The sequence below is a fragment of the Streptomyces sp. JH14 genome, from assembly GCF_029428675.1.
Taxonomy (GTDB): Bacteria; Actinomycetota; Actinomycetes; order Streptomycetales; family Streptomycetaceae; genus Streptomyces.
On sequence record NZ_JAJNEL010000001.1, the window covers coordinates 5075604 to 5097252 of the forward strand.

Genomic DNA, 21649 nt, shown 5'->3' on the forward strand with positions numbered 1-21649 from the left:
GGGGGAAGAGTGTCAGCAGATGGACACTCCTGTCAGGACCGCGTCAACAACTTGGCCGGAATTCGTCCGTTGGCAGAGAGTTCATGTTCGTTAAGCGGACGTTTCGCCGATCATCACCGGAGCGTCGTCCGGGGGGCGGCGCACGCTGCATTCGACGCGCTGACGGACTTCGAGTCCGCATCCCTCGTGTTCGAACACCGAGTTGAGCACGGAGCGAAGGACGACGGCCGGAACGGCCTCGGGCCATGGCTGGTTCCGGGCCCCCCACTCCTCGATGCGCAGGCCCCCCGGAGAGCCGCCCTGTTCACGAGGAAGGTGAAGAAGGACGGTCGCCGTGCCAGGAACGCCAGAGTGCGGCGTAGGCGCCGTCGGCGGCCACCAGGTCGTCGTGAGTACCGAGTTCGGTGATCCGGCCGTCCTCCATGACGGCCACCCGGTCCGCATCGTGAGCTGTCTGCAGGCGGTGCGCGATCGCGATCACGGTTCTGCCCTCGAGGACGGCGGCCAGCGCTCGTTCCGTGTGCCGTGCGGTCCGCGGGTCGAGGAGGGCGGTGGCCTCGTCGAGTATCAGCGTGTGGGGGTCGGCCAGTACGACACGTGCCAGCGCGAGTTGCTGGGCCTGCGCGCCGTCCGGGCGGTGTCCGCCATGACCCAGATCGGTGTCCAGGCCGTCCGGGAGCTCACCCGCCCACTCGGCACCGACGGCGGCGAGTGCCGCACGCAGTTCCGCATCGGTGGCCGCCGGGGCCGCCATCCGCAGGTTGTCCCGGACGTTGCCGAGGAACACATGGTGCTCCTGGGTGACGAGCACGACCTGCCGGCGCAACTGGTCGGGTGCCAGGCCGGCCACCGGTACCCGGCCCACCGTGACCGAGCCGGTGCGCGGCACGTCCACGCCGGCCAGCAGCCTGCCCAACGTGGTCTTGCCGGCGCCGGACGGGCCGACGATCGCCAGGTGCTCGCCGGGCCGGACCGTCAGATCGACTCCGTGCAGGACGTCGCCGCCGACGCCGCGCGCACCTTCGTAGGCGTAGTGCACACCGGTCACTTCGATCCGGTCGTCCGCCGGGGTGCGGGAGCCGGCCCGCGGCAGGTGCGGCACCATCCCGATCCCCTCGACCCTGGCGAAGGAGGCACTGCTGCTCTGCAGCTGTTCGACGCGCTGCAGGATGGTGTCCAGCGGCTGGGAGAGCTGCCGCAGATACAGGGCCGAGGCGACCACCGCACCCAGGCTCATGGCGCCGTGGTCGTGCAGCACACCACCGATCAGCAGGACACCGGCCACGGGAACGACATAGGAGATGTCCACGGCGGGGAAGAGCACACTGCGCAGGAAGAGCGTGCGGGTCCGGGTGCGCCGGCACTCCTCGATCGCCCGGTGACATGCATCGATACGGCTCTGCTGCAGCCCGAGCGCCTCGACGGTGCGGGCGCCGGCGGCGGTGGCGGCCAGCTGTTCCGCCAGTGCCGAGTTGGCCGCGCCCTCGGCGAGGTAGGCGCGGAGCGCCCGGCGCAGATACCAGCGGACGGCGAACCAGATGCCGAGCAGCCCGAGCACGCCGCAGGCACCCAGCAAGGGGTTGAGCGCGAAGACCGCTCCGAGGACGAACAGCGCCTGGACCGTGGCGATCAGCACATCGGGACCGACGTCGCGGAGGGTGGTGCCGACCGCCGCGACATCCGCGGTGCCGCGGGTCGTCAGGTCACCCGTGCCGGCGCGCTCGACCACCGACGCGGGCAGCGCCAATGCGCGGTCGGTGAACTGCTCGCGGACGCGCGCCAGGGTGCGTTCGCCGAAGCGGTGTCCGACCAGGCCGGCGTAGCGGGCCAGCAGGAGCTGCGCCAGGGCGAAGACCAGGATGGTGAGTGCCAGCCGGTCCACGATGCCGACCGAGCCGCCCGACCTGACCTCGTCGATGACTTGGCCGAGCAGCCACGGGGCGACGAGTCCGGCGCCGGCGGCCAGCGCGTTGAGTGCGAGCAGAGCGGCGAAGGCCCGGCCGTCCTGCCGGATCAGCCCGAGTGCCGCGCGACGGATCCGGAACGGTTCGGCGACCGGCAGCGCCCCGGACGGCGGCCGGGCAGCGGACGAAGGGGCGGTCATGGGGTGGCCTTCCGGGGCGCGGGGGCGGCTTCGGCTCCGTCGCCCGCGTGGACGGCGTCGTCGTCGTCCGCGCCGCGGGACACCAGCAGACGGTAACCCGGGTGCCCGTCCAGCAGGTCGCGATGGGTGCCGACGGCCGCGACGGAACCGTCGACCAGGTAGTAGACGGTGTCGGCCCGGTCCAGGACGAGAGGGGAGGTGCTGGTGACGACCGTGGTGCGGCCGGACCGTGCCCTGCGCAGCCGGGTCGCCATGGCCGCCTCGGTGTGCGCGTCGACGGCCGAGGTCGGCTCGACCGCCAGGAGAATCTCGGGATCGGCCAGCAGGGCCCGGACGAGGCGGACACGCTGCCGCTGGCCGCCGGAGAGATTGCGGCCCTGCGCGTCGACGGCGGAGCCGAGCCCGTCCGGCAGCCCGCGGACGACGTCCTGGGCCATGGCCGCATCGACGGCGCGGCGGAGCGACTCCTGATCCCGGTCCCGGCTGCCGGCGAGGACGTCGCGCAGTGTGCCGGCGAACAGGTCCGCCTCGTTGTCCGCGACGAGGATCCGCGCGCGGACCTGGGCCAGGTCGATCTCGTCGAGGCGGACCGTGCCCCAGGTCGCCGCCGATGCGACGAAGCGGCCGAGCCGGTCGATCACCGTCGCGGACTCCGACGGCCGGGCGCTGACCAGAGCGGTCAGCGTGGCGGGGAACACCTCGACGCCGGACGCCGGATCGCGGAGTACGGAGGGCCCATCGGGCCCGTCCAGAGGCGCCGAGTCCGCCCTCCGGCCCACCGGGTCGGGCTCCAGGGACAGGAAGCGGATGACTCTGCGCGCGGCGACCAGGCCGCGGCCGATGTCGTAGCCGCCCTCGATGAAGAAGGAGACGGGCACGACGAGAACGGCCGTGTAGCCGTACACCGCGACCAGTTCGCCGACGGTGATCTCGCCCTGCGCGGCCATCCGGGCCGCCAGCCATGTCACGGTGCCCAGGAACAGGGTGGGCAGACCGATGCCGAGGGCCTGGATCCAGCTGGTCACCGCCCCCACCCGGTACCCCTCCGCCTGCAGCTCCTGGGAGCCCCGCCGGTAGCGTTCGGCGTACACGTCCTTGCCGCCGATGCCGTTGAGGACCCGCAGACCGCCGGCGATGTCGGCGAAACGGGCGGCGAGGCCGCCCTGCCGGTCGCGGTACGCCGCCTCGGCTCCCTGAAGCCGCGCCAGCAGCGGGCCGATCAGCACCGCGAGCAGGGGCACGCCCAGCAGTACGACCGTGGCGAGCAGCGGCGACACGTTCAACAGCAGTGCCGCCACGACGACATAGGCGAGGACGGCGCCGACGCCCGGACCGGTGACGGTGAGCGTGTTGGCGATCAACGCGACGTCACCGAACCCGATGGTGACGACCTCTCCGGCCGTGGCCCGGCGCGGCAGCGCCGCACCCAGTCGGGTCGCCTGGGCGACCACGGTCCGCACTGTGCGGAAGGCACCGTCGAGCCGCACCCTGGTCATCGTGCGGTGCCGCATGATGGCGAGCCAGGCGTTGAGCAGTCCGACGGCCACCAGCGCCGCGACCCAGCCGGCCAGCGCGGAGCGGTCCCCGGCCTGCAGCCCGTCGTCGATGGCGCGCGACAGCAGATACGGCGGCAGGGTCAGACCGACCATCCAGGAGCTGCCCAGCAGCGCCCCGGCGGCAACGCGCCGCCCCTGCCGGGTGACCAGCCACCACAGATACCGTCCGGGGCCGCGACAGTCCGGGGTCTCCCGGTCCGTGGACCGGGAGACCCGGTGATCCGCACGCCGATCTGTCATGTACTGCACCCTAGTGACCGCCGGTGCGGGAGGTCGACGGGGGCCGTCGCCGACGGTCCGGCAGTCGTCTCAGGCCAGGCCCTCAGGCCAGGCTCTCCCGCCAGGCGCGATGGAGTCCGGCGAACCGGCCCGTGCCACCGATGAGTTCGGCCGGGGAGCCGTCCTCCACGATCCGGCCGTGCTCCATCACCAGGACCCGGTCCGCGATCTCCACGGTCGACAGCCGGTGCGCGATCACGACCGCGGTACGGCCGTGCAGCACCGTGTCCATGGCCCGCTGCACCGCCCGTTCGCCCGGGATGTCCAGGGAGCTCGTCGCCTCGTCGAGAATCAGCACCGCCGGGTCGGCGAGCAGGGCGCGGGCGAAGGCGACCAACTGGCGCTGGCCGGCGGAGATGCGCCCGCCCCTCTTGCGCACGTCCGTGTCGTACCCGTCCGGCAGGCCGCTGATGAAGTCGTGCGCGCCGATCGCCTTCGCGGCCTGCTCGATCTCCGCGCGGGTGGCGTCCGGGCGGCCGATGGCGATGTTCTCGGCGACCGTCCCCGAGAAAAGGAACGCCTCCTGGGTCACCATCACCACGCCGCGCCGCAGTTCGGGCGTGGCCAGATCCCGCAGATCGGTCCCGTCCAGCAGCACCCGGCCGTCGGTCGGGTCGTAGAACCGGGCCAGCAGCTTGGCGAGCGTCGACTTCCCGGCGCCCGTCGACCCGACCACGGCCACCGTCTGCCCGGCTCGGATCGTCAGATCGAAGCGGGGCAGCACCTCGCCGCCCGTCCGGTAGGCGAAGCGGACCGCGTCGAAGACCACGTCCCGGCCGGGGTGCTCACCCGCGCGGGCCGGCAGCTCCTGCGGGTTCGACGTCTCCGGGACGGTGGGGGTCTGGGCCAGCAGTCCCGCGATCTTCTGCAGCGAAGCCCCGGCCGACTGGTAGGAGTTGAGGAACATGCCGAGCCGGTCGATCGGGTCGTACAGCCGTCGCAGGTAGAGCACGGACGCGGCCAGCACGCCGAGAGCGAGGGTGCCGGAGGCGACCCGGTACGCACCCCACAGCACGATCCCGGCAACCGCCGTGTTGGCGACCAGCCGGGAGCCGACGACGTAGCGCGCCATCTCCAGCAGCGCGTCGCCGTTCGTCCGGCAGTGCCGCTGGTTGAGCTTCCCGAACCCGACGTCGTTGACGGGCTCGCGGCGGAAGGCCTGGACGGGGCGGATGCCGTTCATCGTCTCGGCGAACTTCACGATGACCGCGGCGATCGCCGTCGACCGCTGCGCGAAGATCTCGCCGGCCCGTCGCTGGTAGCGCCGCACCAGCAGATACAGCGGCACGAACGAGAGCACGGCGACCGCACCGAGACCGAAATCCAGCCACAGGAGCGTCAGTGAGATGGACACGAAGGAGAGCACCACGACGACCAGTTCCTGCAGCCCCTCGCTGAGCAGCTCCCGCAGCGACTCCACATCCGTGGTGGAGCGCGAGATCAGCCGGCCCGAGGTGTAGCGCTCATGGAAGTCCACGCTCAGCGCCTGCGCATGGCGGAAGATCCGCACCCGGAGATCGAGCAGCACCTCCTGGTTGATCCTGGCGGAGGCCTGAATGAACGCCCACTGCATGATTCCCGCGCCCGCCGAACACAGGGCGTATCCGATGCCCACGGCGATCAGCGGCCCGTAGTCCTTGTCCCGGAACGCGGGCACACCTCTGTCGATCGCGTACGCCACGAGCAGCGGACCTGCCTGGACCGCGACCTGCTGGATCAGCAGGAACAGCGCGGCCACCACGACCCGGCCCCTGAGCGGGCCGAGCAGGGACCCCAGCAGGGCGCGCGTCGCGCCCCGGGGCGTGGGCAGGTCGTCCCGGTCGAAGGGATCCCCGGCCCCGTCGGTGGGGACGGGGGAGGCGGGATCCGGGGCGGTCCCGGTCCGCCGGCGCGGTCCACCGCCCTGTGCCGTGCCCTGCGGGGCGCGGGCCAGGGTCTTGGTGCCCGTGACCGAGTTGGAGGGTGACGGGCCGGTTCCCGGGCCGTTCCCCTCGTCGTCCGTCCCTGCGGGACACCCTGTCGTCGCGTCGGTCATCGGGCGCTGCCCTCCTCGGCAGGGACATCCATGGCACGTGCGCCGTCGCCGGACACGTATGCGGCAAGCGTGTCCTCGGCGGCCTCGTAGGCGGTGGGTTCAGCGGACAGCGAGCTCTCGGCGCCGGACATCAGCCAGGCGTACTCGGCGTTGCTCCGCAGCAGTTCCTGGTGCGTACCGACCGCGCTGATCCTGCCCTCCGACAGCAGCGCGACCCGGTCCGCGAGCATCACCGTGGACGGCCGGTGCGCGACCACGACGGCCGTGGTCGACTCCAGCACACGCCGCAGGGCGGCCTCGACCAGCGTCTCCGTGTGCACATCCAGTGCCGAGAGCGGGTCGTCGAGCACCAGGAAGCGCGGCTGCCCGACGACGGCGCGGGCCAGCGCGAGGCGCTGCCGCTGACCGCCGGAGAGGCTGAGTCCCTGTTCGCCGACCTGGGTGTCGACACCCTGCGGCAGGTCGTGCACGAAGTCGGCCTGCGCGATCGACAGCGCCCGCCGCAGGTCGTCCTCCCCGGCGCCCTCGGCGCCCATGAGGACGTTCTCCCCGACGGTCGCGGAGAAGAGCGTCGGCTCCTCGAACGCCACGGACACCAGCTTGCGCAGCCGCTCGCGCGGCATGTCGGTGATGTCGACGCCGTCCAGCGTGATCCGCCCGGCGGTGGCGTCGTGCAGCCGCGGCACGAGCGCGGTGAGCGTCGTCTTCCCGGATCCCGTGGCCCCGACCAGGGCCATCGTCTCCCCGGGGCGGATCCGCAGATCGATCCGGGTGAGTACGGGTACGGATCCGGCCTCCGCGTCGGGGTAGCGGAACTCGACTCCTTCGAAGACCATTCCGTCGGTCCCGGACGGCTCGGCGGACACGTCGCCGGCCGTCTCGTGTTCCTCCGCCACGTCCATCACCTCGAAGAACCGCTCGGTCGCAGTCGCCGACTCCTGGCTCATCGCCAGCAGGAAGCCGATCGACTCGACCGGCCACCGCAGCGCCAGCGCGGTCGACAGGAACGCGACCAGCGTGCCCGCCGACAGATCCCCGTCCGCGACCTGGATGGTGCCGAGCACGAGCGCCGCCCCGATGGCCAACTCGGGGATCGTGGTGATGAAGGCCCAGATGCCCGCCAGCAACCGTGCCTTGTCGAGTTCCGTGCCGCGCAGCCGCTGCGACAGGCCGTGGAAGGCGAGCGCCTGGCTGCGGTGCCGGCCGAACCCCTTGATGATGCGGATGCCGAGCACGCTCTCCTCGACGACCGTGGTCAGGTCGCCGACCTGGTCCTGGGCCTTGCGCGCCACCAGTGCGTACTTCGTCTCGAAGACCGAGCAGAGGATCACCAGCGGTACGACCGGCGCCAGCAGCACCAGGCCCAGCGTCCACTGCTGGACCAGCAGAATGATGAAACCGGCCAGAATCGTGGTGGCGTTGACCAGCAGGAACGTCAGCGGAAAGGCCAGGAACATGCGCAGCAGCATCAGATCCGTGGTTCCGCGCGACAGCAGCTGGCCCGACGCCCAGCGGTCGTGGAAGGCCACCGGCAGCCGCTGCAGATGCCGGTAGAGATCGGCCCGCATCGACGCCTCGACACCCGCCAGCGGGCGCGCCACCATCCATCGCCGCAGTCCGAACAGGAGCGCCTCGGCGATGCCCAGCAGGAGCAGGTAGAGCGCGCCGAGCCAGACTCCGCCCGGATCGTGGTGTGCGACCGGTCCGTCCACGATCCACTTCAGTACGAGGGGGATCACCAGGCCGAGGCAGGAGGCGACGACCGCCACGCCGGCCGCGCCGAACAGACGGATCCGGACAGGCTTCACATAAGGCCACAACCGCAGCAGGGAGCGCGCGGCGGACCGGTCCTTGGGCTCTACATGGTTCTCGGGCATCAGGGGCGAGCCTACGGTTCACCACTGACATCGCTCATCTGGTTTTTTCTCGCCGTGTCGACATGTTCCCCCCACGCGGCGGGTCCGGGGCCGCGCGTCGCACCAGGGATCAGCCGATCGGCCGACACCGATCGGAGCGCAAGGGCCGATGCCCTGCGGGCCTGCCCGGCGCGATTCCCGTACCCCTGGCCACCATCGAAGTGAACGGGCGTGGCCGACCGCGACCGGGTGACGCACCCGCTCGCGCCCGGCCCCGGGAGAGCGGGCCGAGGGCGGGGCTCACGGGGCGCCGGAGCTGTACAGCGTCCTCCCCGGCCCCCGCCGTCCTCACTCCCTGACCCGCAGCAGCACCACCGACCTTGCCGGCACCGTCAGCAGCTGGCCGCCCCGGTGCACCGTCGCCGGCGCGGTGGACTGGTCCTCCTGTGAGGTGTCCAGCACCAGTTCGTACGCCTGTGCCCACGGCGGCCCCGGAAGCCGGAAGCTGCTCGGACGGTCGGCGGCGTGCAGGATGGCCAGGAAGCTGTCGTCGGTGACCTGCTCACCGCGCGCGTCGCGGCCCGGGATGTCGCGCCCGGAGAGATACAGGCCGACGGTCGCGGCCGGTGCGTACCAGTCCGCCTCCGTCATCTCCTTGCCCTGCCGGGTGAACCACGCCAGGTCGCGCAGCCCGTCCGCGGCCTGCGGCCGGCCCGAGAAGAACGCCCGGCGGCGCAGCACCGGATGGGCATGGCGCAGCGCGAGCACCCGGGCGGTGAGCTCGGTCAGTCCCCGCCACTCGGGCCGGTCGAGCAGGGACCAGTCCAGCCAGCTGACCTCGTTGTCCTGGCAGTAGGCGTTGTTGTTGCCGTCCTGCGTACGTCCCATCTCGTCGCCCGCGACCAGCATCGGCACCCCGGTCGACAGCAACAGCGTGGTGAGCAGATTGCGCAGCTGGCGGCGGCGCAGCGCATTGACTGCGGGGTCGTCGGTCTCGCCCTCGGCGCCGCAGTTCCAGGCCCGGTTGTCCGACGTGCCGTCCCGGTTGCCCTCGCCGTTGGCCTCGTTGTGCTTCTGCTCGTACGTGACCAGGTCGCGCAGGGTGAAGCCGTCGTGCGCGGTGATGAAGTTGACCGACGCGTACGGGCGGCGGCCGCCCCAGGCGTACAGATCGCTGGACCCGGTCAGCCGGTAGCCGAGATCCCGGACGTCGGGCAGGGCGCCGCGCCAGAAGTCCCGTACGGCGTCCCGGTAGCGGTCGTTCCACTCGGTCCACAGCGGGGGGAAGGCACCGACCTGGTAACCGCCGTTGCCGACGTCCCACGGCTCGGCGATCAGTTTCACCCGGCGCAGCACCGGGTCCTGGGCGATCACCGCGAGGAACGGGGACAGCATGTCGACGTCGTGCATCGAGCGGGCCAGCGCCGCCGCCAGGTCGAAGCGGAAGCCGTCGACGCCCATCTCCGTGACCCAGTACCGCAGCGAGTCCGTGATCAGCCGCAGCACGTGCGGCTGCACCACGTGCAGGGTGTTGCCGCAGCCGGTGTAGTCGGCGTACCGGCGGGCGTCGGACTGCAGCCGGTAGTAGCCCCGGTTGTCGATGCCGCGCAACGACAGCATCGGCCCCAGCTCGCTCGCCTCCGCCGTGTGGTTGTAGACCACGTCGAGGATCACCTCGATCCCGGCGTCGTGCAGCGCCCGCACCATCCGCTTGAACTCGCCGACCTGCTGGCCTCCCGTACCGCTGGCCGAGTAGTCCGCGTGCGGGGCGAAGTAGCCGATCGAGTTGTAGCCCCAGTAGTTGTGCAGCCCGCGCCGGAGCAGATGGTCCTCGTGGGCGAACTGGTGCACGGGCAGCAGTTCCACCGCCGTCACCCCGAGCCGCTGCAGATGGCCGACGGCCGCCGGGTGGGCGAGGCCGGCGTACGTGCCCCGCAGCTCCTCCGGGATTCCCGGATGCAGCTTGGTGAAGCCGCGCACATGCAGCTCGTAGATGACGGAGTCCGCCCACGGGGTCTTCGGCCGCCGGTCCTCCGCCCAGTCGTCGTCATCGTGGACGACGACACCCTTCGGCACGTACGGAGCGGAGTCCCGTTCGTCGCGCACGGTGTCGGCGACCTGCTGCTGCGGCCAGTCCCTCACATGGCCGTACACCTCGGCCGGCAGGGTGAACGTGCCGTCCACGGCCCGTGCGTACGGATCGAGGAGCAGCTTGGCCGCGTTCCACCGGGCACCCGTCCAGGGGTCCCAGCGGCCGTGCACCCGGTAGCCGTACCGCTGACCCGGCCGTACGCCCGGCACGAAACCGTGCCAGACCTCATGGGTCAGCTCGGTCAGCGGGAGGCGCGTCTCGTTCTCCTCCTCGTCGAAGAGGCAGAGCTCGACGGCCTCGGCCCCGCCCGCCCAGAGCGCGAAGTTGGTGCCCGCCACCCCGTCGGGCCCCACCCGGAAGCGGGCCCCGAGCGGCATCGGCGCGCCGGGCCACACGGCCGGCGGCCGCTGACCGCCGGAGCCGGCCCGCTCCGGCTCCGCGCCGGTCCCCGCCTCGCCCGATGTCTGCTCCACCGCCTTCCTGAACGGCCCTGGCACTGTGTCCTGCTCGGCTGCGCTCGACACTCCCAGCCTCCCGCGGCTCGTCCGGACCCGGCACCGAAGAGGAGCGCGCGGCGTCCCGGCCGCGGCTCCTCGAGTGTGGTCCTCCCTCTGTTCTGCCCAGGGCGGGGCCCGCACTCACGTTTCCCAGGGCCCGCCCCGATCGTTGGGTGGACGTGAACCACAACGTGAAGAAGGCAGGGGCGACCCTGGCCACTGTGCTGACATGGGCAGGACTGCTCGCCGTACTGACCGTACTGACCGGCTGCACCGGCACGGAATCATTCGTCAACGGGAAGCCGAGGTCGGTGCGGGGCGGGATCACGATCGTCCCGCGGGACGGCGCCAGGGACATCGGGGCGGACGCCCGGGTCGAGGTGAAGGTGCCCTCGGGGCGCCTGGAGAGCGTCAAGGTGACGCAGATCGAGGACGCACGCCGGCGGGACGTGCGGGGGAAGATCTCGCAGGACGGGCTCTCCTGGGCCCCGCACGCCGCCTCGCGGCGGCTCAGCCTTTCCGCCAAGTACACCGTCGACGTGGTGGCCCTGGACGGTGCCGGGCACCGCACGGCCCGGCACACCACCTTCACCACCGCGATCCCCGAGCACCGCTTCACCAGCTCCTTCACGCCGGACAAGCCGTCGATCGTCGGCACCGGCATGATCGTTTCCTTCCGCTTCGACCGCGAGATCAGGAACCGGGCGGCGGTGGAGCGGGCCATCCGGATCAGGTCCGTGCCGGCGGTCGCGGTGGTGGGGCACTGGTTCGGCGGCGGACGGCTGGACTTCCGCCCGGCCGCCTACTGGAAGCCGGGTACCAAGGTCACCGTCGCGGCGGCGCTGCGTGATGTGCCGGGCGCGCCCCATGTGTACGGGACCCAGCAGAAGACGGTCACGTTCACGGTGGGCCGCTCGCAGGTGTCCCGGGTCGACGTGGCCGAGCACACCATGGAGGTACGCCGCAACGGCCGGCTCGTGGACACGGTCCCGGTCACGGCGGGCGCCCCGGGCACGACCACGTACAACGGGAAGATGGTGGTCACCGAGATGCACGAGGTGACCCGGATGGACGGCCGGACCGTCGGTTTCGGCGGCGAGTACGACATCAAGGACGTCCCGCACGCCCTCCGTCTCACCGCATCCGGCACCTTCCTCCACGGGAACTACTGGGCGGGCCAGGGCGTCTTCGGCTCGGCCAACGTCAGCCACGGTTGTGTCGGGCTGCAGGATGTGAAGGGCGGCGGCGGGGACACCCCGGCCGGCCGGTTCTACGACCAGTCGCGCATCGGGGACGTGGTCGAGGTCGTCAACTCCGAGGACAAGAAGGTCGCTCCGGACAATGGTCTCGGTGGCTGGAATCTGAACTGGAGTCAGTGGAAGGCGGGCTCCGCGCTCCACTGACCCGGAACGGTCCCACGGCGCCGGACCCGCACCCGGCCTCCGCGCCGGACCCGCACCCGAAACCCCCGCGCAGCGCTCCGCACCGCGTGTCATCTGGTGATGTTCCGAGTCAACTTGGGACGGAACAGTGACATCCGAGGGGAGAACTCCACGCGGTCGGTGTGATTGTCTTTCGATGAGCGCGCATGTGAGGCGCGCGGGGGTGGGAGCCTGCGGGCTCCCCGGGCCTTGGCGGGGCCAGGCCGTGTGAGGGGAGACGACCACTTTGAACGGGCAGCCGATATCGGGGACATCGGCCGAAACGAACAACAGACGGCGTGGTCGGGGGACCACGGGGCCGGCGGCCCTGGTACTGGGCGCGTTGCTGTTGCTGGTGACGGCGTGCGGTGGGGGAGACACCGGGACGGAGAACAAGGGCAAGCCCGGTGGCGGGAGCAGGAGCGCGGACACGACCGCCTCGCAGGCAGTGGTGACCATCGCACCGAAGGACGGCGCGGACTCCGTCGCCACCAGCGGTGCGCTCAAGATCTCCGCCGAGCAGGGCAAGCTGACGACGGTCAAGGTCGCCGACCCCAAGGGCGTCGAGATCGAGGGCAAGCTCGCGGCGGACGGCACGAGCTGGGAGCCCGAGCAGCATCTGGCCGCGGCGACGAAGTACAGCGTGCACGCGGTCGCCGAGGACTCCAAGGGCCGTGAGTCGGCGAAGGACACCACGTTCACCACGCTGGTCCCGAAGAACACCTTCATCGGGCAGTACACGCCGGAGGACGGCTCCACGGTCGGTGTCGGCATGCCGGTCTCGATCCACTTCACCCGTGGCATCACCGCTCCGGAAGCCGTCGAGAGCGCCATCGAGGTGACGGCGGAGCCGTCCGTCCCCGTCGAGGGACACTGGTTCGGCAACGACCGGCTGGACTTCCGTCCGGAGAAGTACTGGGCCGCGGGCACCAAGGTGACCGTGAAGCTGAACCTCGACGGGGTCGAGGGCCGCCCGGGGGTCTACGGCAAGCAGGCCAAGACGATCTCCTTCACCATCGGCCGCAGCCAGGTCAGCACGGTCGACGCGGGTACGCACCGGATGAAGGTCGTCCGCGACGGGAAGGAGATCAGGAACATCCCGATCTCCGCGGGCGCGCCGGCGACCACGACGTACAACGGACAGATGGTCATCAGCGAGAAGCTCCGGGTGACCCGGATGAACGGTGACACCGTCGGCTTCGGCGGCGAGTACGACATCAAGGACGTGCCGCACGCGATGCGCCTGTCCACGTCGGGCACGTTCATCCATGGCAACTACTGGGGCGGATCCGGCGTGTTCGGCTCGGTCAACACCAGCCACGGCTGCGTCGGTCTGCAGGACGTGCGCGGCGGCGGGAGCGGGTCGACCCCGGCGGCCTGGTTCTTCGCGAACTCGATCATCGGCGATGTCGTGATCGTGAAGCACTCCCAGGACAAGACGATCCAGCCGGACAACGGCCTCAACGGCTGGAACATGTCCTGGGCCGAGTGGACCAAGTAGTCCGCGATGTGCGGTCCGACAGCGGGCCCGGTGCTGTGACCAACGGCACCGGGCCCGCTGCTGTTAGCGCCGGTTAACCTGCCTCCCATGACCGTAACCCTCGAAGCAAGCGACGGCGTCGGCACCATCCGGCTGGACCGTCCGCCCATGAACGCCCTGGACGTCGCCATCCAGGACCGGCTGCGTGAACTCGCAGAGGAGGCGACCCGGCGCGACGATGTGCGCGCCGTCGTCCTCTACGGCGGTGAGAAGGTGTTCGCGGCAGGCGCGGACATCAAGGAGATGCAGGCCATGGACCACACGGCGATGGTCGTGCGGTCCAAGGCGCTGCAGGACTCCTTCACCGCCGTGGCCCGGATCCCCAAGCCCGTTGTCGCCGCAGTCACCGGCTATGCGCTCGGCGGCGGCTGCGAGCTGGCACTCTGCGCCGACTACCGGATCGCCGCCGACAACGCCAAGCTGGGCCAGCCCGAGATCCTGCTCGGCCTGATCCCCGGTGCGGGCGGCACCCAGCGACTGGCCCGGCTGGTCGGGCCGTCCAAGGCCAAGGACCTGATCTTCACCGGCCGCCATGTGAAGGCCGAGGAGGCCCTGGCGATCGGCCTGGTGGACCGCGTGGTGCCGGCGGCCGAGGTGTACGAGCAGGCGCACGCCTGGGCCGCCCGGCTGGCCAAGGGGCCCGCCCTGGCGCTGCGCGCCGCGAAGGAGTCCGTCGACGCGGGACTGGAGACCGACCTCGACACCGGGCTCACGATCGAGCGGAACTGGTTCGCGGGCCTGTTCGCCACGGAGGACCGCGAGCGCGGAATGCGCAGCTTTGTGGAAGAGGGGCCGGGCAAGGCCAAGTTCCTCTGACCGAACGCCAGTTGGGCACAGGCGGTCGCGGATTCATCCGTGCGGGCGGATTAGCTGAGCCTTAAGACAACCTTAAGGCTCAGCGCTCCGGTGATCGGCGCAATCCCGTTCAGGCCGCCTGTACGCGCAGGTCGGAGGCGGTGTCGAGAGGTGCATTCTGCCACCGGCATATGCCTATCGACCGCTGAGGAAGGCCCGCTTGAGGGGTGGGGATTCCCGCGGAACGGCCCCGGAGTGCCCGTCGTGCGGCCATGATGGTGTGCATGGCGGGCCTGGAGGGTGTGGAGCAGCCGCGACAGCGCAGCGGTGCGACTGCGGCGCGCTGGATGCCGGCTGTCGAGGACGAACAGGCGTTCAAAGCGCTCGAGTTGTTCGGGAATCCGGCGGAGGGCGAGGTCCGGCTGCCCTCCCGGCCGGAGTCCGCGGCGACAGCCCGGCGGCTCACTTCGTGCGTGGTGCTGCGCCAGTGGGCGCTTTCCCCGCAGACCGGCGAGCATGCCGTCCTGCTCGTCTCGGAACTCGTCGGCAATGCCGTGCGGCACACCGGTGCCCGGATTTTCGGACTGCGCATGCTGCGCCGTCGCGGCTGGATCCGGGTCGAGGTGCGCGACCCCTCGCGCGGGCTGCCGTGTCTCATGCCGGTCCAGGAGATGGACATCAGCGGCCGCGGTCTCTTCCTCGTCGACAAGCTCTCCGACCGGTGGGGGGTGGATCTGCTGCCGCGCGGCAAGACCACCTGGTTCGAGATGCGGGTCTCCGAACGCTGAGCCGGTGCCCGCGGTCCTCCCCGTGGTGATGCACGGAAGCCCCCGGTCTGCCGTTGTGTGGCGCTTCGGGGGCTTCCGTGTGGGGGCCGTGAAATGGGGGGGTGTATTCACGGCCGCGTAAGACGACCTGGCCCGGGTCAATGGGGGTCGTAGGACCGACTATGGCAGATGGGTGACCGTGAAGCCAAAGGTGTCAACCATCTGAAGTTACGCATATATGGACATTTCAATGGTGAATCACAGGTGCGATGAGTCACTCGCCTAGCAAAGTGTGAATGAATATGCAGCCAGAAGAGTGAATCGTTGATCATTTCCGTTACGGTGAACCGGCTGGCGGATGTCCGGGAGCCACCGTGGCGGTGATTGCTTCGCATGTGTCCGGCATTGCGCCCCTACTGTTCTGCTCATGAACGCCTCCGAGATGCCGGTGCACCGCCGCAGCGCGCTGCGCGCGGGCACAGGGGCAGTCGTGGCCGGCACCCTCGCCGGCGGATGCACGGACGGGCGCGGCACCGCGGACACCGCAGGGAAGACCCCGGCCGGAACGCCCACGGACGCCCCCGCGCACGCCGCCGGCAGGAGTTCCGCGAGCGCCCGGTCCCCGGTCCCGCACCCCGCGTCCGCCCCGCACCGCTACCCCGGGCAGCCGGTCCAGATCGACCATGGCCCGCGGGACCGTCCCCGCGTCGCCCTCACCTTCCACGGCCAGGGCGACCCCGCCATCGCCCGGAGCGTGCTCAGCGAGGTGGAGCGCGCCCACGCCCGGATCACCGTTCTCGCCGTCGGCAGCTGGCTCGACGAGCACCCCGAGATGGCCCGCCGGATCCTCGACGGGGGCCACGACCTCGGCAACCACACCCAGCGGCACATCGACATCTCGGCGATGGACGAGGCGGCGGCGTACGCGGAGATCACCGGCTGCGCGCAGCGGCTGCGCCGGCTCACCGGCTCCATCGGCACCTGGTTCCGCCCCTCGCGCACCCGGTCCGCCACCCCGCTCGTCCAGCGCCTCGCGCGCCGCGCGGGCTACCCGCACGTCCTCTCGTACGACGTGGACTCCCTCGACTTCACGTCTCCCGGCGCCGCGGCCGTCACCCGCAAGGTCGCCGGGGAGATCCGCAACGGGTCGGTGGTGAGCCTGCACTTCGGCTATGCGGACACGGTCGCCGCGCTGCCTCTCCTCCTCACCGAAATCGACCGCCGCCGTCTGCGCGCGGTGACGACCACGGAGCTGCTGACCTGATGCCTCCCTCCACCAAGCGCACCGCAGCCCTGCTCGCGGGCGTCCTCATCGCCGCACTCGCGGGCTGCGGCGCCCCGACCGGGAAGGGGAACGAGGCGTCCGCGCCGCCGGTCGTGCCCAAGGTCGCCGCCCGTGCGAACGCCACCCCGCAGCACGTCGCCCCGCCCGTGCCGCCCGGACTCGCCGGGATGCCGCCGGTGCTCGACCCCACGGACGTGTACGCGGCCGACCGGCCAGGAAAGCTCTCACCGGTCGTCAGGAACTTCCCGGCGCGGGTGTACGTGCCCAACACCAAATCCGACACCGTGTCGGTGATCGACCCCAGGACCTACAAGGTCATCGAAACCATCCCGGTCGGCCACCAGCCGCAGCACGTCGTCCCGTCCTGGGACCTGAAGACGCTCTGGGTCAACAACGACCTGGGCGACAGCCTCACGGCCATCGATCCGGCGACCGGGAAGGCCGGCAGGACGGTCGCGGTCTCCGACCCGTACAACCTCTACTTCACGCCGAACGGCACATACGCCATCGTGATGGCCTCGATGGACCGGCAGCTGGTCTTCCGTGACGCGCACACGATGAAGACGGCCAAGACGGTTCCGGTCCACTGCGCGGGCGTCAACCACGCCGACTTCTCCATGGACGGCCGGTACTTCATCGTCTCCTGCGAGTTCTCCGGCGAACTCCTCAAGGTCGACACCGTGAGGATGAAGGTCGTCGCTCAGCAGAAGCTGCCGCTCAAGGGCGCGATGCCGCAGGACGTGAAGGTGTCGCCGGACGGCCGGACGTTCTACATCGCGGACATGGTCGCGAACGGCATGTGGGTGCTGAACGGGCAGAAGTTCACCACGCCCGAGCTGATGCCCACCGGCAAAGGGGCCCACGGGCTGTACGTCAGCCGGGACTCCGGGGAGATGTACATCACCAACCGCGGTGAAGGCTCCGTCTCCGTCTTCGACTTCGCCAGGAACAAGCTGACGAAGAAGTGGCGCCTGCCGCACGGCGGCAGCCCCGACATGGGCGGCGTCTCGGCGGACGGCAAGGTGCTCTGGCTGTCCGGGCGCTACAACGCCGAGGTGTACGCGATCGACACGGCCACCGGCAAGCAGCTCGCCCGGATCCCGGTGGGCAGCGGCCCGCACGGACTCGCCGTCTACCCGCAGCCGGGCCGCTACTCGCTCGGCCACACCGGAGTCTTCCGCTGACCCGTCGCGGGCCCGCCGCTCAGCCCGCGATCAGCAGGGCCTCCGAGCCCACCGGCCGGTAGCCCGCCGCCTGGAACGTCCGCACGCTGCGGGCGTTCCCCGGCGACTGCTGCGCCCACACCACCTCGTCCGGTACCAACTGCCGGGCCGCCCGCGCCAGGCGCTCCCCGAGCCGTCGGCCACGTGCCTCCTCGGCCACCTCGACCGCCGCCTCCCAGCGCCCGGCGACCCCACGGCCGAGGATCAGCACCCCGCCGTCGGCCGCCCAGACCCGCACCTCGTCGCGGTACTTCATCGCCCGGGCGACCCGGGGATGTTCCGGGTCCTCGATCTCCCGCAGCCCGATCTCAGGGGTGCCCGGCAGCGCGCCCGCGACCGTCAGCAGGTCGATGGTGTTCATGTGCCGGCCGGTGCGGGCCAGCAGTGCCCCCAGGAAGTGCGGGTTCATCGTCGCGGCCAGCGGATCGCCGGGGGTGGCGGCCAGCGCGGCCCGTACCCACGCCGGATCCTCGTCGGTGAACACCACCGAGTGGGCGGTGAGGGCCAGCACCCCGGCGTCCCGCGCGTTCGGCTGGGCCACCACCGTCGTACCCCCGTCGGGCGGCGGGAAGCGCCCGTGCGCCGCAGCGGTCAGGATCTGCGTCAGTGCGTCGGTCATGAAGCGGTCCACTCCCCGGTCCCGGGCCCCGTCCGCCGTCCGCGGACACCCCACCCATGATCAGTGATGGCCGCCGCGATCGGCACCGGTCGCGCCCGTTAATCTGGCCCCGTCAGTTAGGCATCATGAAGGGGCGGAACAGTGGCGGACATCGAGTCGGCGCGCAAGGCATTCGAGCGGTTCGACCTGAACGGCGACGGGCTGATCTCGGCCGCCGAGTACAAGAGCGTGATGGCGCAGCTCGGTGACCCCTACGTCACCGAGCCGGTGGCCCAGGCCGTCATCAACTCCCACGACGGGAACGGCGACGGCCTGCTCACCTTCGACGAGTTCTGGACCGCCCAGAACAAGGGCTGATCTACGGAAGGCCCACCGGCCGTGGCCGGCCGGGGGGCCTTCCCGGATCAGGCGGAACCAGGCCGGATCCGCCCCCCGGCCGGCGGGTCAGGCGGCGAAGTTCCGGGACAGAGAGGCCTGTTCGTCGATTTCCATCAGGTCGGGGCGGGTGTACCGCTCCGCCCGGGCGTGGTAGTCGAAGTCCCCGCGGACGAGTCCCCGGTAGTCCTGGACGCAACGCTCGAGCGCCGCGCGTGCAGGTCCTTCGATCCGTGCGGCCTCTATTTCCTCGACCAGTTCCTTTTCCGCTCGCTGGACCCGGTCGGCGATCCACGCCAGCCATACCCCGGCCTCGTCGACGGCTTGCTGGAGTGAGCAGCCGCGGTCCCGTTGAATGAGCCGGACGGTATTGTGCTCGTAGCCGAGCATGGCTTCCTTCTCGAACGAGCAGATGTCGTTGCAGAGCCCCGAGTGATCGGCCACCGAATTGCGCAGTGCGATATATGCGGGAAGGGAGCGGGCGGATTCCGGGAGATCTATTCCGGCGGTGATTTCGTGCAGGTCGAGGAACGGCTGCATGGCCACCGAGTCACGACGGTGCTTCACGAAGTCGACGGTGCTCGGCACGTGGCCCGCGGCCCGGTCGACGGCCTCCGCGTAGTACGTCCACAGCCAGGTGACCGTGTCCCTGCGGAACTGCCGGACCCAGCGCGGCGACCGTCCCTCGCAGGTCCGCAGCATCAGACCGTCGAGCGCGTGCTCCATGGGGCCGCTCGGTGCGCCGGCTCCGTCGAGTACGTCCACCAGTCGGGCGATGGCCTCCTCGCACATGCGCGGATTGCGGCCGGCCGGGCCGTCGTCGAACTCGTCGTCGACCAGGAACGCCCAGAAGAGCCACTGGCAGAAGAGGTCGAGATGTTCCTGCGAGGCGCCCGGGAATATCAGGGATATCCAGAGCTCGGGACGCGTCCGGATCATTTTCTTGCGGGCCACCGGGGACAGGACGAGATCATTGTCCGCCGCCCATTCCCAGGCGGCCTGTTTCGTGGTCTGAATACCTGGATTGCAGCCCGTGCTCTCGAACGGCATATGGAATGCTGGAAGCGCAATTTTGCTCATGTTACCCCTCGTCTGAACGTTGCGAACAGGGAATGGGAATGAGTCGCTCTTACGAATCAGTGCGGGTGCGCGTGCCATCGATTCACGGGGAGCTCATCGCTGTCCTTTCCTCCGCCGGGCCGGGACACCGGAGCCGGGCCGGTCGCCCGGGCGGCGGGCCGCATACGTACAGCGATCGCGCCGCCACTCGTCGCGTCCAGTGAACCCCCAGAGCGCAGCGGATGGAAGCAATTTCTGACTGAAACTGCTTGATCGCCGCGAACGCCTGCTCGCTTATGAGCAGTTGGTGAACTCATGGGTTGAGTGACTTTGCTGGTCGGCGCGCCGGGACTGGCCTGTTCGTAAGGGGATGCACCCCCTTGATCAGCCGCCCGCTCCCGCGTCGGGAATCTTTCCTGCTTCCCTCTTGACTACGGACAAATAGGGAGGAAACTAGCAAGTACACCAGGCACCGTTGAGAGCCGCACCACCGATGGAGACGTTCATCGGACGAGTGACCCCCAGCTCGGCAACTGGCCAGGCCCCCGGCAAGGCACGTATCGGTATCGGGACCGTCGGCGACGACTGAAGATTCCGGATCGGCACGAAGGACCGGGGGCTGCTGCATGTGCGGGTGCGGGAGCCCCGACCGGCGCCGTGCGACACGAAGACGCTGACCGGGGCCTACTTCCTCAGCACTCGATGATGTTCACCGCGAGGCCGCCGCGCGCGGTCTCCTTGTACTTCACGCTCATGTCCGCGCCCGTCTCCTTCATGGTCTTGATGACCTTGTCGAGGGAGACCTTGTGGGTGCCGTCGCCGCGCAGTGCCATCTTCGCCGCGGTGACGGCCTTCACCGCCGCCATGCCGTTGCGCTCGATGCACGGGATCTGGACGAGGCCGCCGACCGGGTCGCAGGTCAGGCCGAGGTTGTGCTCCATGCCGATCTCGGCGGCGTTCTCGACCTGCTCGGCGGAGCCGCCGAGGACCTCGGCGAGGGCGCCGGCGGCCATCGAGCAGGCGGAGCCGACCTCGCCCTGGCAGCCGACCTCGGCGCCGGAGATCGAGGCGTTCTCCTTGAACAGCATGCCGATGGCGCCCGCGGCGAGGAGGAAGCGGACGACGCCGTCCTCCTTCTCGGCCTCGGTGGCGCCGCCTGCCGCGAAGTTCATGTAGTAGTGCAGCACGGCAGGGATGATGCCCGCGGCGCCGTTGGTCGGGGCGGTGACGACGCGGCCGCCCGCGGCGTTCTCCTCGTTGACCGCCATCGCGTACAGGGTGATCCACTCCATCGCGTGGGCCTGCGGGTCGCCCTCGGCGCGCAGCTGGCGTGCGGTGTTCGCGGCGCGGCGGCGGACCTTGAGGCCGCCGGGCAGGATGCCCTCGCGGGACATGCCGCGCGACACGCACGCCTGCATCACGCGCCAGATGTCGAGCAGACCGGAGCGGATCTCGTCCTCGGAGCGCCAGGCGCGCTCGTTCTCCAGCATCAGCGAGGAGATCGACAGGCCGGTCTCGCGGGAGAGCCGCAGCAGTTCGTCGCCGGTGCGGAAGGGGTGCTTGAGGACGGTGTCGTCGAGGACGATCCGGTCCTCGCCGACCGCGTCCTCGTCGACGACGAAGCCGCCGCCGACGGAGTAGTACGTCTTCTCCAGGAGCAGGGCGCCCTCGTGGTCGTACGCGAAGATCGTCATGCCGTTGGCGTGGTACGGCAGCGCCTTGCGGCGGTGCAGGACCAGCTGCTCGTCGGCGTCGAAGTCGATCTCGTGCACGCCGAGGAGGTTGATCCGTCCGGAGGAGCGGATCTCGGCGACCCGGTCGTCGGCGGACTCGACGTCGACGGTACGGGGGGACTCGCCCTCCAGGCCGAGCAGGACGGCCTTCGGCGTGCCGTGGCCGTGTCCGGTGGCACCGAGCGAGCCGTACAGCTCGGCGCGTATCGAGGCGGTGTGGGCGAGCAGGCCCTCGTTCTTCAGCCGGCGCGCAAACATACGGGCCGCGCGCATCGGGCCGACCGTATGGGAGCTGGACGGGCCGATGCCGATCGAGAACAGGTCGAAGACCGAGATGGCCACGGATGACTCCTAAAGGTTGGTAGACGTCGTTGTCTGCCGGGTGGTGCGGTACGGACCGGTCGGCCCGAAGA

At 70.5% G+C, this 21649-nt stretch carries 15 protein-coding genes; 7 read left to right on the top strand and 8 right to left on the bottom strand.

The annotated features are described in order from the left end of the window. Positions 1-304: 304 nt before the first annotated feature. From LRD69_RS23060 to glgX, 5 genes are all read right to left on the bottom strand, one after another. On the bottom strand, positions 305-2104 hold the full coding sequence (locus LRD69_RS23060) for an ABC transporter ATP-binding protein (RefSeq protein WP_277328446.1): 1800 nt from the start codon (positions 2102-2104) through the stop codon (positions 305-307). After that, a complete protein-coding gene (locus LRD69_RS23065; RefSeq protein WP_277328447.1) occupies positions 2101-3900 on the bottom strand; it encodes an ABC transporter ATP-binding protein in 1800 nt (599 codons plus the stop codon). Before LRD69_RS23065 ends, LRD69_RS23060 begins: the two co-directional genes overlap by 4 nt. A gap of 82 nt (positions 3901-3982) precedes the next feature. Further along, positions 3983-5974 (bottom strand): ABC transporter ATP-binding protein, encoded by a 1992-nt coding sequence (locus LRD69_RS23070; RefSeq protein WP_277328448.1) that lies wholly within the window; start codon positions 5972-5974, stop codon positions 3983-3985. Next, on the bottom strand, positions 5971-7851 hold the full coding sequence (locus tag LRD69_RS23075) for an ABC transporter ATP-binding protein (RefSeq protein ID WP_277328449.1): 1881 nt from the start codon (positions 7849-7851) through the stop codon (positions 5971-5973). The genes LRD69_RS23070 and LRD69_RS23075 overlap by 4 nt, the downstream gene beginning before the upstream one ends. Before the next feature lie 327 nt (positions 7852-8178). Next, positions 8179-10446, bottom strand: coding sequence for a glycogen debranching protein GlgX (gene glgX / locus LRD69_RS23080; RefSeq protein WP_277328450.1), 2268 nt, complete (start codon positions 10444-10446; stop codon positions 8179-8181). A 152-nt stretch (positions 10447-10598) separates the two neighbouring features. Here glgX and LRD69_RS23085 point away from each other — a divergent pair, with 152 nt between their 5' ends. The 6 genes from LRD69_RS23085 to LRD69_RS23110 all read left to right on the top strand — a co-directional run bounded on the left by LRD69_RS23085 (position 10599) and on the right by LRD69_RS23110 (position 17411). After that, a complete protein-coding gene (locus LRD69_RS23085; RefSeq protein WP_277329848.1) occupies positions 10599-11822 on the top strand; it encodes an Ig-like domain-containing protein in 1224 nt (407 codons plus the stop codon). A gap of 265 nt (positions 11823-12087) precedes the next feature. Continuing rightward, a complete protein-coding gene (locus LRD69_RS23090) occupies positions 12088-13341 on the top strand; it encodes an Ig-like domain-containing protein (RefSeq protein WP_277328451.1) in 1254 nt (417 codons plus the stop codon). Between the two features lie 87 nt (positions 13342-13428). Continuing rightward, the gene (locus LRD69_RS23095; RefSeq protein WP_277328452.1) at positions 13429-14196 is read left to right on the top strand and encodes an enoyl-CoA hydratase-related protein; all 768 of its coding nucleotides are present in this window, start codon (positions 13429-13431) and stop codon (positions 14194-14196) included. A gap of 251 nt (positions 14197-14447) precedes the next feature. Further along, positions 14448-14963, top strand: a complete 516-nt coding sequence (locus LRD69_RS23100) for an ATP-binding protein (protein WP_277328453.1) — start codon at positions 14448-14450, stop codon at positions 14961-14963. 406 nt (positions 14964-15369) lie between these two features. Beyond that, positions 15370-16206 (top strand): polysaccharide deacetylase family protein, encoded by an 837-nt coding sequence (locus LRD69_RS23105; RefSeq protein ID WP_277328454.1) that lies wholly within the window; start codon positions 15370-15372, stop codon positions 16204-16206. Next, positions 16206-17411 (top strand): YncE family protein, encoded by a 1206-nt coding sequence (locus LRD69_RS23110; protein WP_277328455.1) that lies wholly within the window; start codon positions 16206-16208, stop codon positions 17409-17411. Before LRD69_RS23105 ends, LRD69_RS23110 begins: the two co-directional genes overlap by 1 nt. A 19-nt stretch (positions 17412-17430) precedes the next feature. Here the strand turns inward: LRD69_RS23110 and LRD69_RS23115 are convergent, their stop codons facing one another. Further along, on the bottom strand, positions 17431-18069 hold the full coding sequence (locus LRD69_RS23115; RefSeq protein WP_277328456.1) for a GNAT family N-acetyltransferase: 639 nt from the start codon (positions 18067-18069) through the stop codon (positions 17431-17433). A 141-nt stretch (positions 18070-18210) separates the two neighbouring features. Between LRD69_RS23115 and LRD69_RS23120 the strand changes: the two genes are divergently transcribed. After that, positions 18211-18426 (top strand): EF-hand domain-containing protein, encoded by a 216-nt coding sequence (locus LRD69_RS23120; protein WP_277328457.1) that lies wholly within the window; start codon positions 18211-18213, stop codon positions 18424-18426. A gap of 87 nt (positions 18427-18513) precedes the next feature. Here LRD69_RS23120 and LRD69_RS23125 read toward each other — a convergent pair whose 3' ends face one another. Beyond that, positions 18514-19494: a terpene synthase family protein gene (locus LRD69_RS23125; RefSeq protein WP_277329849.1), complete on the bottom strand. Its 981-nt coding sequence runs from the start codon at positions 19492-19494 to the stop codon at positions 18514-18516. Positions 19495-20195: 701 nt separating this feature from the next. Next, the gene (locus LRD69_RS23130; RefSeq protein ID WP_277328458.1) at positions 20196-21578 is read right to left on the bottom strand and encodes an L-serine ammonia-lyase; all 1383 of its coding nucleotides are present in this window, start codon (positions 21576-21578) and stop codon (positions 20196-20198) included. Positions 21579-21649 lie beyond the last annotated feature (71 nt).